This is a genomic window from Sphingobacterium sp. NGMCC 1.201703 (assembly GCF_047784615.1).
Taxonomy (GTDB): domain Bacteria; phylum Bacteroidota; class Bacteroidia; order Sphingobacteriales; family Sphingobacteriaceae; genus Sphingobacterium.
The window spans coordinates 1,030,845-1,047,217 of record NZ_JBLOHD010000001.1 but is presented as its reverse complement, the minus strand read 5'-3'; the positions used below and the strand labels follow the sequence as shown (position 1 = coordinate 1,047,217).

10 protein-coding genes are annotated in these 16,373 nt (G+C 42.3%); 5 read left to right on the top strand and 5 right to left on the bottom strand.

Features of this window, described 5'->3' with window-relative positions; genetic code table 11:
• Positions 1-37: 37 nt before the first annotated feature.
• The 3 genes from ACK8HY_RS04355 to ACK8HY_RS04345 all read left to right on the top strand — a co-directional run bounded on the left by ACK8HY_RS04355 (position 38) and on the right by ACK8HY_RS04345 (position 4,552).
• Positions 38-1,414, top strand: a complete 1,377-nt coding sequence (locus tag ACK8HY_RS04355) for a sugar porter family MFS transporter (RefSeq protein WP_416132887.1) — start codon at positions 38-40, stop codon at positions 1,412-1,414.
• A 62-nt stretch (positions 1,415-1,476) separates the two neighbouring features.
• The gene (locus ACK8HY_RS04350) at positions 1,477-3,225 is read left to right on the top strand and encodes a class I mannose-6-phosphate isomerase (protein WP_077434969.1); all 1,749 of its coding nucleotides are present in this window, start codon (positions 1,477-1,479) and stop codon (positions 3,223-3,225) included.
• 31 nt (positions 3,226-3,256) lie between these two features.
• On the top strand, positions 3,257-4,552 hold the full coding sequence (locus ACK8HY_RS04345) for an amylo-alpha-1,6-glucosidase (protein WP_077434971.1): 1,296 nt from the start codon (positions 3,257-3,259) through the stop codon (positions 4,550-4,552).
• Positions 4,553-4,821: 269 nt separating this feature from the next.
• On the opposite strand, the gene ACK8HY_RS04340 is transcribed toward ACK8HY_RS04345, so the two are convergent.
• From ACK8HY_RS04340 to ACK8HY_RS04325, 4 genes are all read right to left on the bottom strand, one after another.
• Positions 4,822-6,258 carry a c-type cytochrome domain-containing protein gene (locus ACK8HY_RS04340; protein WP_254846197.1) on the bottom strand — a complete coding sequence of 479 codons (1,437 nt, stop codon included), beginning with the start codon at positions 6,256-6,258 and terminating at the stop codon, positions 4,822-4,824.
• Complete coding sequence (locus ACK8HY_RS04335) at positions 6,255-7,136, bottom strand: sugar phosphate isomerase/epimerase family protein (RefSeq protein WP_416132886.1); 882 nt, start codon at positions 7,134-7,136, stop codon at positions 6,255-6,257. Before ACK8HY_RS04335 ends, ACK8HY_RS04340 begins: the two co-directional genes overlap by 4 nt.
• A 3-nt stretch (positions 7,137-7,139) precedes the next feature.
• Positions 7,140-8,639, bottom strand: a complete 1,500-nt coding sequence (locus ACK8HY_RS04330) for a DUF1501 domain-containing protein (RefSeq protein WP_077434975.1) — start codon at positions 8,637-8,639, stop codon at positions 7,140-7,142.
• A 137-nt stretch (positions 8,640-8,776) separates the two neighbouring features.
• Complete coding sequence (locus tag ACK8HY_RS04325; RefSeq protein WP_077434977.1) at positions 8,777-11,533, bottom strand: DUF1553 domain-containing protein; 2,757 nt, start codon at positions 11,531-11,533, stop codon at positions 8,777-8,779.
• Between the two features lie 560 nt (positions 11,534-12,093).
• Here ACK8HY_RS04325 and ACK8HY_RS04320 point away from each other — a divergent pair.
• Both ACK8HY_RS04320 and ACK8HY_RS04315 read left to right on the top strand, forming a co-directional pair.
• Positions 12,094-14,331 carry a glycosyl hydrolase family 95 catalytic domain-containing protein gene (locus ACK8HY_RS04320; protein WP_416132885.1) on the top strand — a complete coding sequence of 746 codons (2,238 nt, stop codon included), beginning with the start codon at positions 12,094-12,096 and terminating at the stop codon, positions 14,329-14,331.
• A 24-nt stretch (positions 14,332-14,355) separates the two neighbouring features.
• Positions 14,356-15,354, top strand: coding sequence for a metallophosphoesterase family protein (locus ACK8HY_RS04315; protein WP_077434979.1), 999 nt, complete (start codon positions 14,356-14,358; stop codon positions 15,352-15,354).
• Between the two features lie 138 nt (positions 15,355-15,492).
• Here the strand turns inward: ACK8HY_RS04315 and ACK8HY_RS04310 are convergent, their stop codons facing one another.
• Entirely contained in the window at positions 15,493-16,128 is a 636-nt protein-coding gene (locus ACK8HY_RS04310; protein ID WP_077435917.1) for a nitroreductase family protein, read from the bottom strand.
• Positions 16,129-16,373 lie beyond the last annotated feature (245 nt).

Genomic DNA, 16,373 nt, shown 5'->3' with positions numbered 1-16,373 from the left:
TAAGATTTTTTGCATAATTAAAAAAATAGACATATGTTTGTATGTATATACATATAAAACTTATAAATCAGATATGTCTAAGAATTTTATCATTATTTTATGCATCGTTTCACTGGGGGGGCTACTTTTCGGGTTTGATATGGCCGTTATAGCCGGGGCTTTGCCGCTGGTGAAGCAGTTTTTCGGACTGTCACCAGCACAGGAAGGTGTTTTTGTTAGTTCAGCACTGATCGGTTGCATTATAGGTGTATTTTTTACAGGATCTTTTACAGACAAATACGGTCGTAAACAGGCCTTCATTGTCGCGTCCTTACTTTTCTTATTATCTGCGATCGGTTGCGGATTGAGTCCCAACTATATTTTGCTAATTCTGAGCAGGGGGATCGGAGGACTAGGCGTGGGCATTGCTTCTATCGTTGTGCCACTTTATCTTGCCGAAATATCACCCAGCAAATTCAGAGGCAGATCGGTTACCTGTTATCAACTGGCGATCACCTTTGGTATCCTGATCGCTTATATTAGTAATTATTTTATTCTACAATTGCAATCCTTGCCGCAGACAGAACTTTGGCGCGGGATGTTTCTAGTTGGCGTGGTCCCTGCTATCCTACTCTGTTTCGGCGTTTATTTTATTCCCGAAAGTCCCCGTTGGCTTGCAAAAAATGGACGCAACGAAGAGGTCGCGGTCATTAGCGCCAAACTTGGTCTGACAGATCTACATGATTCGCCTAGTCCGGCCAAAGGAAATATCCGCGAGTTATTTTCTCCTATTTACCGTAGAGCTTTTCTCCTGGGCTTATTTCTACCCTTGTTTTCCCAGCTAAGCGGGATCAATGCGATTGTGTATTACGGTCCCAGTATCCTCCTTGAATCGGGTATTTCCTTAGCTAATTCCTATCACGCGCAATTGTTTTTCGGCGCTGCGAATGTCTTATTTACCTGCTTTGCTATCTGGAAGGTAGATAATTGGGGAAGAAGACCTTTATATATTTTAGGTACATTGGGTGCGACCATCAGTTTGATTGCGACAGGCTATCTTTTCAGTCTGGAACAGACAAACAATGTTGCATTGATTGTTTCCATCCTCTTATTCTTGTTTTTCTTTGCTTTTTCTATCGGTCCATTGAAATTTGTAGTAGCAGCCGAAATATTTCCCAATGCCATACGAGCGCGCGCAATGGGGATAAGCATTATGGTTATGTGGATTTCCGATGCTATCGTTGGACAGCTGACGCCGATTTTGCTTGCATCCTGGGGTGCCCATTATACCTTTTGGTTATTCGCTTTCTTCTGTGCAATAGCTTTTATCGTTGTATTGGGCTATCTGCCCGAAACAAAAGGTAAACCTTTGGAAGATATAGAAAAATATTGGATTGAAAAATCTAAGAAAAATCCCAGCAATCAAAACGCATAATATCATTTTAAAAACATTATATCAATCAAGTCAATTTTTAAATACGCAATAAATAACATCTTATGTATTCCAATACTCAAACGACATCTTTTCAATACGACATCTTACCTACATTTCCAGTTCAGGGCAAATTGTCAAACTCATATTATGAGTTGGTCGATCACCTTGTCGAACATGATATACACTACATAGATGGATTTGTTGGCGTAAATTGGGAAGTACCTGTGGCACAGATTCAGCAGGAATTTGTTAAACGCGGATTAACGGTAAGGTTTGTTTCAATGGAAACCGCATTCTTACCTGAATCGAGCATTCAGGAGAAGGTCGCCCCCTATCTGGGTGGCAATGATCCATTATTTGGAAAAAAAGCGCCCCTCCAACTGGCCGCATATTTTGATGCCGTAAAGCTGGCCGCTTTTGAGGAAATGCTAAACAATACAGCTGCCAATGAATATGTCATCTTTTACGGTCCGGGAGCAGCACTTTTGGATAGCACCAGTAAAGTAATGTACATCGATCTGCCAAAAAATGTGCTTATCCAACGGATGCGTGCCGGGCAGGCCTGGAATTTGGCTTGTGCGAAGCACACGGATCAGAAAGAACTTTACAAACGTTACTATTTTGTCGACTGGGAACTTCTTAACCGACACAAGCGGACGATATTACCCCGGGTGGAGATCCTAGCCGATCAGCAATCTCAGGAAAATCTACCCTGGATTATAGGAAGCGACTTAAAAGAAACCTTACATGCCATGTCCGAAAACTATTTTCGGGTAAGACCAACATTTGAACCTGGAGTCTGGGGTGGACAATGGATGAAGGAACATTTAACGGGCATCGATCAACAGGCAAAAAACTATGCTTGGTCTTTTGAGATGATCGTCCCCGAAAATGGTATATTACTTGAAAGCAATGGACAGGTGCTCGAAATTTCATTTGACCAACTGATGTTTCAGGAAAGTCCAAATATATTGGGCACTGCAGAGCGACGTTTTGACGTTGAATTCCCAATCCGGTTCAACTTTCTTGACACCTTTGATGGCGGCAATCTTTCGATTCAGTGCCACCCTAGCCCAAGTTATGCCAAAACGGAGTTTGGAGAAAATTTCACACAGGATGAATCCTATTACATCGTTGACAGAAAAGGAGACGCTCAGGTCTATTTGGGATTCCAGGAGGATATTGATGCCGACCAGTTCCGAACTGTACTTGAAGATAGTTTCCATACGGGTGAGCCCATTGCAATTGACAGGTACGTCCAAAAGTTTGAATCTCAAAAACACCAACTGTATCTGATTCCGCATGGTACTGTGCACTCTTCCGGTACCAATAACCTTGTGCTGGAAATCAGTGCCACCCCATACAACTATACCTTTAAGATGTACGACTGGGTACGTCCAGATTTAGATGGGAAGCCGCGCCCATTGAATATCGATAGAGCTTTCTCCAATCTCAACTTTAACCGGAAAGGTGATGTTGTTAAAAATACGCTCTTGTCACAACCCCAGATCGAAGTACTGGATACGCAGTCGATAAAGGTACATTTACCGACACATGAAGATCATTTCTATGATGTCTTCAGATACGAATTTGAAGAAGAAGTGCGCATTGAAACAAAGAGTCAATGCCATATTATGATGCTCGTTGAGGGGGAAGCCGTAGAACTGACGACTGCCAATGGAATGAAAAAAATCTTCCATTATGCAGAGACATTTGCTGTTCCCGCGGCTGCGAAATCTTATTCACTCCGTAATCTGGGCGCTAGTCAAGCGAAGGTCATACAGTCTTTTGTCAAAGACGCTAAATGTTAATTTAAGTATACTAACGATAAAAAACAGCATCATGAGAAATTTATATTTCGCGCTATCTACATCATTGTTAATCTTATCCTGCAATAGCGGAGGAAAAAAATCTACCAGCAGCAACACACAGCAAAGCGCTCCCCAGGATAGTAGCTTTCAGGTCGTTAAAGATATGGCGACCAATGTGATCAAAGCTGGATTCAATGCCGGAGACGGCTATAGTGAAGTGTGGATCAGGGATTATAATACCTTTATCACCTTGGCCTCCAAAGTACATCCCCATGATCAGATCAAAGATCAATTGGGCATATTTTTTAAATTGCAGGGTACCGATGGCAATATCGCTGATGGTTTTGTCAAAAAATCCAGCCTGAAGAATGGCGTTTCCGATTATTATACAATCACGAATACCCTGGCACCAGAATATGCCGGGCATAAAAATACGGTTGAAACCGATCAGGAAACATCCCTGATCCAAGCAGTACATAAATACGTCGTCGCAACCAAGGATACCGTTTTTCTGGAACAAAAAATAGGGGCAACAAGTGTAAAAGATCGCATGGAGCAAGCATTGCAATTTCTCATGGATAAGCGCTATAATAGCACCTACGGTCTACTGTGGGGTGCCACAACGGTCGATTGGGGTGATGTACAACCCGAGCATGACTGGGGTGTGCATTTAGATGAAAGTTCCCATATTGCACTGGACATTTACGATAATGCCATGTTTTTAATCGCACTGGACAATTACATTGACCTTTTCCCTGAGAAAAAGGAAAAATGGGGCAAGGTTCGGGAGATGATCGCAAGCAATACGATGAAACATCTCTGGGATGATAAAAATCAAAAATTCATTCCACATATCTATATCAAAGGTTCGCCGTTTCCGAAAGATTTTGATGAAAACCAAATCTACTACCACGGCGGAACTGCGATTGCCATTGAGGCGAACCTGCTCAGCAAAGAGCAGATCAAAACGTCTTTGGACAAGATGATCAAAAATGTAAAGGATGCCGGTGCTGCCACCATTGGTCTAACTATATACCCGACCTATCCGGCCGGCTTCTTCAAGAACAAAGGCATGTATCCCTATGGTTACCAAAATGGTGGAGACTGGACCTGGTTTGGAGGAAGAATGATCCAACAATTGGTTAAACATGGTTTCCAACAGGAAGCCTACGCGCAGATCAAGCCCATGTTGGCGCGTGTTATTAAAAATAAAGGCTTCTACGAATGGTATACCAAAGACAATAAACCCGAAGGTTCGGGAACTTTCAGAGGCGAGGCTGGTGTACTTTACGATGCGATCAGCCTATTGGAAAATACTGAGAAATAACCCGCAGTATTTATACACGACAAATAAAATAGGGTATCCGAAGAGATCGGATACCCTATTTTTATTCAATTTTGTTCGCATTCCCTACACCCTCTTTCCAAATATGCTATAAACGCTATCCTCCTCCAATCGCTTCTTTCTAATAACCACAAGTCAGGTCTCCAATACCCTTTAAGTATTGACTAAGTATTGTTTCAGTATAGACTAAGTATCTATACAGCCGTATTATCGTCAATGGATCATACGACTTGATCTGTATTTTATCATCGCTAGAACCTGACTGTATCCGTAGCGATAAATGGCAATCGGTAATTACCCGTGTCAATACGAACCTTACCATGTAATGCCTTTAAGACCGTACTGTCCTGGCTTCCCGTTTGGTAGATATATACATTTTTCAGATTAGGAACATCCTTCAAATTCGACAAACCCTTTGCAGTTACTTTTGTTCCCACCAGATTGAGATAAATCAACTTTTGCAGTCCTTTCAATTGTGACAAACCACCGTCAGAGACCTTTGTGTTCTCGAGATGCAAACGCGAGATGACAGGCATGGATTTTATGGTAGAAAAAGCCTGGTCTGTAATGGCTGTATGTCCGAGTTTCAGCTGAACGATATTCTCTTTAATGGCCAACAGATCTTGCAGATCCTTATCATTAAACTGTGGGTAGTTGATGGCATTGACCAGCACGAGATTATTTTCTTTAGCCACAGGAATGATTTTAATACCTTTTGCCTGCCAGGCATCGACTTTATCCTTTGGTAAATCGGGTGCTTTGGGAAAATCTGCATACAATACCTGGGAAGCTTCCTGCTCCCCTGTTTCTAGCTTTTTCAATATTACTGCTATTTCTTTGGTCTGTGTGAGTTGATTCACTTTTTTATCGAAATTCGCTCCTTGATCAATCCACCAGGCGATCAATTTGATCTGGTCAGGACTGATTGGTGTACGTCCTTTTGGTGGCATTCTTTTTTTGTGCCCTTCCGGTAAGATCAATCGTGCATACAGCTCACTTTCTTTGGACTTGCTATCGACCAGTACTTTACCGTTCTCGCCTCCTTTTAGCAGGCTTTCCTTTGTATGTAAGGCCAATCCTCCCTCCTGTTTACGATCACCATGACAGCTTTGACAACGCTGTTTGAGGATAGGCTGAATAATACCATCATATACAGCAGCCTCCTGTACATTCTCAACGATTAATACCTCTTCGCTGCTCTCCTTCACGCCAAAAGTCTTTTTCATTGCTTGCGGCATCGCCTCAATAAAGTAACCCTTGCCATGTGTCAAGGTACCACCGTAGTGTCCTGTGATTCCCAGCAATACGACCAGGATCAAAAATAACCAAAAGCGAAACCCAACGATCTTTATTGTCCATTGCAACGTTTCACTTTTTTCACGATAGAGCATATAGAGCAGTATACTGCATCCTGCCACCACAATGCCCAACCATTGGTGGTAATTGAGCACCTCTATTTCGTAACCACCATTGCGCGAAAGCAGAAATCCTGAGAGCGCCGCAAATACAGCTGCTATACTACCTAATAACAAGGATAACCTAATCGCAGGCCGGTATGGATTTTCCTTCTTGAATAGCTCCAAAAATGCCATCACAAATGCGATCAATAAAATTCCGATGGGTAAATGCACTAAGATGGGATGAAAGCGTCCCAAAAAGGCCATCAATTCTTCAAGGAAAACCATCATTCTTTATACCTGTCTTTGAGTAAGTTCAACATATATACATTTACCGACCATTGGTCAGCTACGGGTTGCTGCGTAAAAGGTAGTGTTGGCAGATAGCCCGCCGGACCAAACTCTGTGGTGATGGTCAACACTTTAGCTCCATTTTGTTTATGCTGCTTAACGATCTCATCCCACCAGGCCAAATGTTGACCGACGGTATTTTTCCATTCCGGTGCCGCAGGATCATTGACCTGTGGTCCTTCAGGGTGCCCGATCCGGGCATGGATATGTTCCGTCCGGGCAAGCGCCAAAGCTACCGCTTCTTGCTGGTCACCGAGTAGAGACTCATGTACGTTGCACCAATGTGAAATATCCAGAGCAAGCCTTAAGGAAGGAATCTTTGCTAAGTAATCTTTGGTCAGATGCGCTGCAAAGCTAAATCTACCGCGATGCGTTTCATGGTATACCGGAACATACTGTTTTTCCATGACAACCTGGCCAATGTCGATCAATTGCTTATTTTGTTCAAAGGAATAATATTCCTTACCTGTATGGCAGTTGATATAATCAGGTTTCATACTTGCAGCTTCTTCCAGATTACGTTTAAAGCTTTCACGGTATTGTTCGAAGGAAGCTCCAGAACCACCGGAAAGCAAGCCTAGGCTCAGACCGTATTTTTGTAGGGCATCCGTCATTTCCTTCCGTTCTTTCTGATCTCCAGGTAGCCAGGCTTCGACACCCTGATAACCTGCTTTCTTAACACGCGCACAAAACTGCTCCCAGGAATCGGCATTTCCCCAATTGGTACAATAATATTTGATATGTAGGTTCTCTTTCTTTTGCGCCAAAACTGCAAAAAAATTGGCTAACAGAAGTATTAGTAATAGGAATCGTTTCATTAGTTAAATAATCGCTTGTATAAGTTCACCTTCCACATCCGTCAAACGGAATGGTCGGCCCTGAAATTCATAAGTAAATTTTTCGTGGTCAAAGCCAAGGAGATGGAGCATGGTTGCATGGACATCGTGTACGGAAGCCCTTCCTTCTACACCCGTAAAACCGATATCGTCCGTTTGTCCATAACTGATGCCATTGCGTATCCCTCCGCCCGCCATCCAAATGGTATAGGCATCCGTATGATGATCGCGTCCCAGGAACGGCATATCACTATTATCCCGATTTTCCTGCATTGGCGTCCGCCCAAACTCACCACCCCAGACCACCAGTGTATCTTCGAGTAGACCACGCTGTTTTAGATCCAAAATCAGTGCTGTCATCGGGCGATCAATCTCCCGACATTTATTTCGAAACCCAAGATCTATCGAGTCAGATGCATTGGTACCATGGCTATCCCAGCCCCAATCAAATAATTGTACAAAGCGTACCCCCTGCTCAACGAGCTTGCGTGCCAATAGGCAATTATTTGCAAAAGATTCCTTTCCGGGCTCGGTACCATATAATTCATGGATATAGGCCGGTTCATTATTGATATTCATCACCTCCGGTACAGCAACCTGCATTTTATAAGCCATTTCATATTGCGCAATCCGGGACAGTGTCTCTGGATCTTTAAATGTGTCATACTCTGTTTTATTCACCTTATTGATCGCATCAATAAGATTTCGCTTCATATCCCGATCCATCCCTTCAGGGTCAGCAATATACAGGACGGGATCTCCTTTCGAACGACATTGGACCCCCTGATAAACTGATGGTAGAAATCCACTTCCCCAGACACTTTTTCCTGCATCCGGTGTTTTACCACCAGAAGTTAACACCACAAAACCCGGTAAATTGCTATTTTCAGAGCCTAGACCATAGGTCACCCATGAACCGATACTCGGACGTCCCAGACGGGCACTCCCGGTATGCATAAACAGCTGTGCCGGTCCATGATTAAACTGATCGGTATGAACAGCTTTCAAAAAACTAACATCATCAACTACCTTACTGAAATGTGGTAAATGATCAGATACCCAAGCGCCACTTTGACCATATTGCTTGAAGGTAGCCTGTGGCCCCAGCATTTTAGGCACCCCTCGAATAAAGGCGAACTTCTTACCTGCCAAAAGTGATTGTGGACAGGGTTGATTATGCAGTTTCTGCAATGCAGGCTTATAATCAAAGAGTTCAAGCTGTGAAGGGGCTCCTGCCATATGTAGATAGATGACACTTTTGGCTTTACCTGGGAAATGTGGCGATTTAGGGATCAATGGATTTAGGGCATTGAGATCCAGACTCCCTTTAGAATTCGATGAATCCCATCCACCGCAACTTGCCAATAGGCCTCCAAGTGCAATGCTACCGATACCAGCGACGCAATCTTTCAGGAAATGTCTTCTTGTCACAGCCTTCAATTCAGATTGCTGTGCCTCTTCAATTAGTTTATTCAGATCTTTCATTCAAGTAAATCTTTTGTAACAGTATCATTCTATCAAGAACCTGCTATTATCTTTGTTTATCTATTATTTTAAGCTTCCGTCCATCGCACTCACTCACTCACTCACTCACTCACATCAATTACCTTTGCGTCTATTCCTTATGATTTTGTCAAAAATTCATCTAAATTCAATAAGGCATTTGCCACCAACATGTAAGCGGCTTTGGATGACAGGTTTTTGCTATTCTCTTTTGCCAAATCACCGCCCAGGTATTTCGCTGCTGAGGCTGGTGTTTTGTTAAATTCAGCAAGCGCTTTTTGGTAGAGCAGTTCGAGATCGGCAATCTTCTTTGGATCAGCCTCCCGGAGCATCGCCCTTCGGTAGCCTGCACCGATACTATTTTTTGTATTTCCTTTGCCTTCCCGCTCCATGATCTCGCCCAAATGTTTTGCAGCTTCAAGATATACAGGATCATTGAGCGTCGTCAAAGCCTGTAATGGTGTATTTGTCCGTATACGATCAACCAGACAGACCTCCCTACTCGATGCATCAAAGGAGACAAAGGAAGGGTAAGGACTGGTACGTTTTAGGAAAGTATACACACCGCGTCTGAACTGATCTTCGCCTTCACTTTTCACCCAGGACTCACCGCTATATACAGTCATCCAAACCCCATCCGGTTGATAAGGCATGACACTAGGGCCATACATTTTATTGCTTAACAAGCCACTGACAGCCAAAGCCTGATCGCGGATCTGCTCTGCGGAAAGTCGGAATCGGGGTCCTCTTGCCAGATAATAATTCTGTGGATCTTTTTTTACATTATCACTATTTAGTGTCGAAGATTGCCTATATGTACCTGAGAGGACGATTTCACGAATCAACTTCTTCATGCCCCATTTTTTTCCGTTCATAAGATCCAGGGCCAGATAATCCAATAATTCACGATGGATTGGCGGTGTGCTCTGAGTGCCCATATCACCTAGAGGTTCAACCAGTCCCCGACCAAAGAGCTGCGCCCAGACGCGGTTAACCAAAGTACGGGCAGTCAATGGATTTTCTTTACTCACAATCCATTGTGCAAAGCCCATACGATTTCGAGGGGCTCCCTTAGGGAAATCATTTAGTGACTCCGGAACCATGGGCTGTACTTCCGCGCCGAGAGACAAACGATTTCCACGGATAAATACATTGGTTTTCCGCTGCATATCTTTCGGGTTTTCGATCATAACAGGCACACCTTCGGGCTGTAGATTGACGAGCTGCAAAAAGGTACGTTGCAGATGCTGATTTTCCATCGGTTTCCCAAGAGGAAAATCTTCGCGAAAAGCAAACCATTCAATCATACATATTGGCTGACCAACTGCAACTGCTGCATTTTTAAAGACCAGGTAGAGATCATGTACGCCTGTTGTCGGTACAATCGCTGCCTGAATAACCTGTCTTCCTGAAGTTTTCGGCAACTCTACATTGCTTAACAGGGGTCCGTTGGGGCTATTAAGATGCACCTCCATTTTCCCGCCGACGGCATCAGTCCAGAAGTTCATAAAGAGCTGTCTTTTGCCGTCCAGCGTAATTGCTTTCAGACGTGCCGATCCACTGTTGCGTACACCAAGCCATTTTGTATCATACAATGCACCATCCACAATCTGATCGCTATAATGCGCATGAATCTTGGGTTCTAGCGTATGCAGAAACAGGTCTGCTGATTTCACCAAGTTTGTATTTCCATTTGCTGCCAGCCAATGCTTAATGCTATCGATGCGTTTTTCGTCCTGCGCAGCGTAAAAACGTAACTTCGGATGATCCCCCTGGGTATCTTCATCTCTTGTATTATTGAAAAATGCCAGCGATTTATAGTATTCTTCAAATTTAAACGGGTCATAGGTGTGGCTATGGCATTGTACACACTCAAATGTTGTACTCAACCATACCTGATAACTGGTATTTAAACGGTCCAGGACAGCCGCCATACGAAACTCTTCACTATCAGTTCCCCCTTCATCATTATTCATCGTGTTACGGTGAAAAGCTGTCGCAATAAGCTGATCTTTTGTTGGCTGAGGCAAGAGGTCTCCGGCCAGCTGTTCAACCGTAAACTCGTCGTAAGGCATATCTTTATTTAGTGCTTTAATCACCCAGTCCCGATAAGGCCAAATGCTACGGGATCCATCTTTTTCATAACCTTTGGTATCTGCATAGCGCGCCATATCCAACCACCAACTAGCCCATTTTTCACCATATTTGGAGGAGGCTAATAAGCTATCAACTCTACGGGAATACGCGTCGTCACGCTCATCTTCGATAAAAGCACGGGTTTCGGCCAAGGTGGGCGGTATACCGATGAGATCCAAATAAAGTCTTCTTAATAGGGTGGCCCGATCGGCTTCATCAGCAAAAGTCAGATCTTTGGACTTTAATTTATCCTGAACAAAATAATCAATGTCATTATTCACCCCTTTGGGTTTTATTCCAAATAATCCTGCAAAAGAAAAGGTCTTGGGTACCTCAACTTCTTTGGGTAAAGTATAGGCCCAATGTTCGCCCCACTTTGCACCTTGATCAATCCACCTTTTTAGAATATCGATCTCATCATCACTCAGTTTGGGTGCGTTGTAAGGCATACGTAATTCGGGATCATCCGATAGCAATCTCTTGATAAACTCACTATGTTCCGCATCCCCCCGGATAATCGCCGATTTGCCAGACTCAGCTTTAGCAAAAGCTTCATTTTCGAACAGAAAACTAAGCCCGCCATTTTTCTTCACGCCGCCATGACAGGTAATACAATGTTTATTCAATATCGGTTTGACATCTACACTAAAATCTATTGTTTCTTCTTTGCGAAATGTAAATATTGCAATGCAGGCTACAACTAAGGCCAATGATGCTAACACCATTATTTTTCTATTCATAGCAATAAGGTCTATTCTATATTAATTAGTTATTAGGTTTATTTATAATTCTTATGTAGCTATTCAAGTATCAGTTAATTTGGATAGTTACAAGTTAGTCAACATCAGTTTGGATATTGATTTATAAATTTAAAGAAGAACAATGGGATATACTAAAACTAGATTAACAGAAATATAATCGATATTACCCTTACACGGATCAATCTTCGTTTTTACCCCTATTCGCGCCATACGTCTACATTTACTGCCTATAACAATTTGGTTACGATATCGTAGTCAGCATTGCTTTTTATACTTTTATTCTGGTGCTAAGTTGCTGTTGTTTCTATCATACGACCTATTTACCCTATCTTTCCAGCGATAGCTGATAAGGTGGGCTATTATTAATTGGTCAGGGCGTGGAAGCATCAGATTTGCTCTTGGAGATATGAAAGGAAAAATAGCATACAAGAGGCGAAAAATAAGATACAACAAGGGTAAAATAAGCTATAAAAAAGCCTAAATAGTGTCAGCATTTAATCGATATGACTACTAAATTTGTAAAACCATCCACATAAATTATGAAATACGGCTTTCTTATATTCTTATTTTTCGCTGCGCATCTAGTTAGTGCCCAGCCATCTGCTGTTTATAATCTCAATCTTACGGATCTCGCAACACGATGGGATGAGGCCATCCCTTTGGGTAACGGTCAATTGGGTGCATTGATCTGGAAAAAGGAAAATACGATCCGGCTATCCTTGGACCGTGCTGATCTTTGGGATGAACGAAAAGCTTTTGAGATCGAAAAACATGATTTTAAATGGGTACAGCAGCAATTGAAAAGCAACAGCTATCAAGCGGCCCAACAGTGGGGCGATTCACCCTATGACCGTTCCCCCTATCCCACCAAATTACCTGCGGCGGCGATGACCTTTAACTTAGCTAAGTTCGGAAAAGTTGTATCCAATGTACTGGATATACAAACTGCTGTACATACACTGAAATTCGATGATGGAAAAACACTGACCTCTTTTATCCATGCAACCAGTCCAATGGGTTATTTTGAAATTACAGCGAAGGACATTGGCGACCTTGGCCCTGAGCTTATTCCACATCAATATGAAACCAAGACCAATACGGATGAGCAAAAAAGTGTTGTCGATGGTCAAAGTTTAGCCCGATTGGGCTACAAACAGGGGAATATTGTTAAAATGGGGAATGCGCAGCTATTACATCAGGAAACGTATGATCATCACTTTTTTGAGGTCATGTTATGTTGGGAAAAAGTCTCATCGACCAAATTGATCGGCTATTGGACAATCAGTAATGATGAAAAGGTCAAGAAACAACCGCTATCACTCGAACAATTTGAAAAAGCAAAGCGAAGCCATCTCGCATGGTGGACAAGCTATTGGTCTAAATCCAACATTTCCATTCCTGAAAAAGATCTCGAAAAACAATACTATCTGGAGCTTTATAAATTAGGGGCCACAGCACGTCAAGGAGCGCCGGCAATAACCTTGCAGGCGGTCTGGACAGCAGATAATGGTGGACTACCACCTTGGAAAGGCGACTTTCATAATGATCTGAATACCCAACTGAGCTATTGGCCAGCTTATACAGCCAACCGAATGAATGAAGCACAAAGTTATACGGATTGGTTATGGAAAATCAGACCGAAAAACCTTGCTTACACCCAACAATATTTTGGTGTCGACGGATTGAATATCCCGGGTGTGCTGACCTTGAACGGCTATCCTATGGGCGGTTGGATTCAATACTCCCTCTCGCCTACGGTCAGTGCCTGGACAGCCCAACATTTTTATTGGCAATGGAAGTACAGTATGGATCCTACTTTCTTAAAAGAACAGGCGTACCCTTATATTATAGCAGTAGCGACCTACCTAAAAAATATTACTTATCTCAAAGATGGGAAACGCTATCTACCCCTGAGCAGCAGTCCAGAATATAATGATAACAGCACGGCCGCGTGGTTTAATAGTTGGACCAATTTTGATCTCAGCCTGGCACATTATTTATTCGCTATAGCAGCCGAGGTCAGTACAGCTAACGGCAAAGCCGAAGCAGCAAAAGAATGGACAGGGTATGGCGCAGAATTACCCAATTTTGCCATCGATGAAACTGGTCTCCGCGTTGCAGAAGGTTTGAGCATGAAACATTCACACCGGCATATGTCACCCTACATGGCTATTTATCCCTTAGGCATACTTGACATCAATAACACTCAAGATAAATCGTTGATTGAAAAATCGTTATCACATTTAGAACAATTGGGTACACGGGCCTGGGTCGGATATTCGTTCTCCTGGATGGCCTGTCTCCATGCGCGGGCGAAACAAAGTCAACAGGCTGTCGTAAACCTACAGAAGTTTGCGCATAACTTTTGTTCCATCAATTCATTCCACCTCAATGGGGACCAAAATGGTGGTCAATATTCTGATTTTACTTATCGGCCTTTCACGTTAGAGGGAAATTTTGCCTTTGCACAGGGTATTCATGAATTGTTAATTCAGAGCAAAAATGATTATATCGAAGTTTTTCCGGCCACCCCTACGGATTGGAAAAATGTATCCTTTAAAAACCTGAGAACAATGGGTGGATTTATTGTGAGCGCTGAAAAGAACAACAACAAAATCACGCTGTTGAAAGTAACCGCTAGTCAAGATGGTATCTTCCGTATTTTTGAAAATACAGATCTTCAGGATATTTCAACTAAAAAGCGGCTTCCAAAAGATAAACAGCTTCAATATATCAGACTGAAAAAGGGTCAGACAGTTCAGCTAAGTAGCGTTTAACAAAATCCGTATTATCAATTCGTTATGATCAACCGAAAAAAATTCATCCAGTTAGGCGGTCTAGGCATAGGCGGTCTCTTTGTCAACAAGAGCCTTAAAAGTGCACCTACAACCTCGACAAAAAGCACTGTACTCAAAACTAACAACGTTAAATTTGGCGTTATCGCGGATCTCCATTATGATCTGATGCACGACGGTGCACGACGGGCCCAACTCTTTATTGACGCGATGAAGCGTGAAAATCCCGACTTTATTATTTCCTTGGGAGATTTTTGCGTCCCAAAAGCCGAAAATAAAGAATTAATGGATATCTGGAGCGGTTTTACAGGGGAAAGGCACTTTGTCATCGGCAATCATGATACCGATGGTGGATTCACGAAAAAACAGGTAAACGATTTCTGGAATAGCCCGGCTCCATACTATTCATTTGACAAACAGGGATTTCATTTTGTTATCCTGGATGGTAATGAAAAAAGCCAAAGCAAGAAAATTGCAGGTTACCCCCGCAGTATCAGTCAGCAGCAACTGGAATGGTTAAAAAAAGATATCCGCGGCACCAAAGACAAAGTGATCATTTTTTGCCATCAAGGCTTGGACAATGACAATGGCGGATTAGAAAATGGTATGGCAGTCAGGTATCTGTTAGAGCAGTTGAATATCGAGGCCGGATTCAATAAGATTTTACTTGTCCTGACTGGCCACCACCATCTCAACTATCATAATGAGATCAATGGCATTCACTATGTACAAATCAATAGCGCCTCCTATTACTGGGCAGGTGATACATTTGAAAGCAAAGCATTTGATGGAGAGTTCTACAAAAAGCATAACATTCTAAGACGGACATTGGTCTATCAAGACCCTATCTGGGCGACTGTCAGCATAGATCATAAAAAAAATATCCATATCCAGGGAGCTGAAACCACCATGGCCGGAATACCCTTGTCTCAGGTGGGTATAGATATCCATAAAGATGTATATCCCATCAGTTCAAAGATCGATAACAGACACCTGCGGTACTAATCGCAATCGATAACTCATTTTAGGACCGATCCATAATAACAATGGCCAAAGTATATCCGAAAAGATCTCTTTGGCCACTATTAATTTTATAATCCTGTTATTAACAGAACAATAGTTATCCTAATATCACCCCCTATTTTACGGTAGTTGAATCAAAAACTCGTCTTTCGGCACCCTAAATTTCTTCAGCTTCAACAACCAGTCCTCCTCACCTAAGCGATAGCCTAATGGTAACAAAACAACACTTTTTAAGCCTCTTTTATCCAATCCCAACAATTTATCCAGCTCATCGTTAGAAAATCCCTCCATTGGTGTAGCATCTACTTTCAGTTCTGCTGCTTGAGCAATGGCCATTCCAAAAGAAATATAGGCTTGTTTAGCAGCATGTGCTGCTTGCTGTTCTTCAGTAAGCGCAGCAAACATCTCTTTCAACCTGTTTTTGTATTCATCGGTTGTATCCAATGGTAATCCCCGGTGATTGTTCATATGATCAAAAGTTGAATCAATCCGCTCGTCTGTGTATTTATCCCATGCCGCAAAAATCAAAAGATGTGAGCTTTCTGCAACAATTTGCTGCCCCCAGGCAACTGGCACAATCTGCTCTTTCAATTGCTGATCGGTAATCAATATAACACGAAATGGTTGTAAACCTGAAGAACTCGGTGCCATGCGAGCTGCTTCGATAATTTTATCCACGTCTGTTTGATCAACTTTTTTTGTTGAATCGTATTTTTTGGTCGCATAACGCCATTCCAGTGTTTCTAATAATGCCATTTTCTTCTGTTTATTTACTTGTCTAATTTGTTTTTCATCCCCTATAATTAAGAGGTTTTCTATTCTAAATTTCATAAAAAAAACTAAATCTAGAAACAGTAGATGAACGAATGTTCCAATTTTTATTTTATATTACATTATAACTACATAAATGTTCAAACACAGAAAAAAATATAAGAAAGCTGTATGTTTTGAAAGACCGGGGCGACGTTAGTCTTTTTCGATGTCGCATTGTCTATTTTTTT

Bases quoted from the DNA above. Each gene is read 5' to 3' on its own strand.
- ACK8HY_RS04350 (WP_077434969.1), top strand. From the start codon at position 1,477: ATGTATTCCAATACTCAAACGACATCTTTTCAATACGACATCTTACCT.
- ACK8HY_RS04345 (WP_077434971.1), top strand. From the start codon at position 3,257: ATGAGAAATTTATATTTCGCGCTATCTACATCATTGTTAATCTTATCC.
- ACK8HY_RS04340 (WP_254846197.1), bottom strand. From the start codon at position 6,258: ATGATGGTTTTCCTTGAAGAATTGATGGCCTTTTTGGGACGCTTTCAT.
- ACK8HY_RS04335 (WP_416132886.1), bottom strand. From the start codon at position 7,136: ATGAAACGATTCCTATTACTAATACTTCTGTTAGCCAATTTTTTTGCA.
- ACK8HY_RS04330 (WP_077434975.1), bottom strand. From the start codon at position 8,639: ATGAAAGATCTGAATAAACTAATTGAAGAGGCACAGCAATCTGAATTG.
- ACK8HY_RS04325 (WP_077434977.1), bottom strand. From the start codon at position 11,533: ATGAATAGAAAAATAATGGTGTTAGCATCATTGGCCTTAGTTGTAGCC.
- ACK8HY_RS04320 (WP_416132885.1), top strand. From the start codon at position 12,094: ATGAAATACGGCTTTCTTATATTCTTATTTTTCGCTGCGCATCTAGTT.
- ACK8HY_RS04315 (WP_077434979.1), top strand. From the start codon at position 14,356: ATGATCAACCGAAAAAAATTCATCCAGTTAGGCGGTCTAGGCATAGGC.
- ACK8HY_RS04310 (WP_077435917.1), bottom strand. From the start codon at position 16,128: ATGGCATTATTAGAAACACTGGAATGGCGTTATGCGACCAAAAAATAC.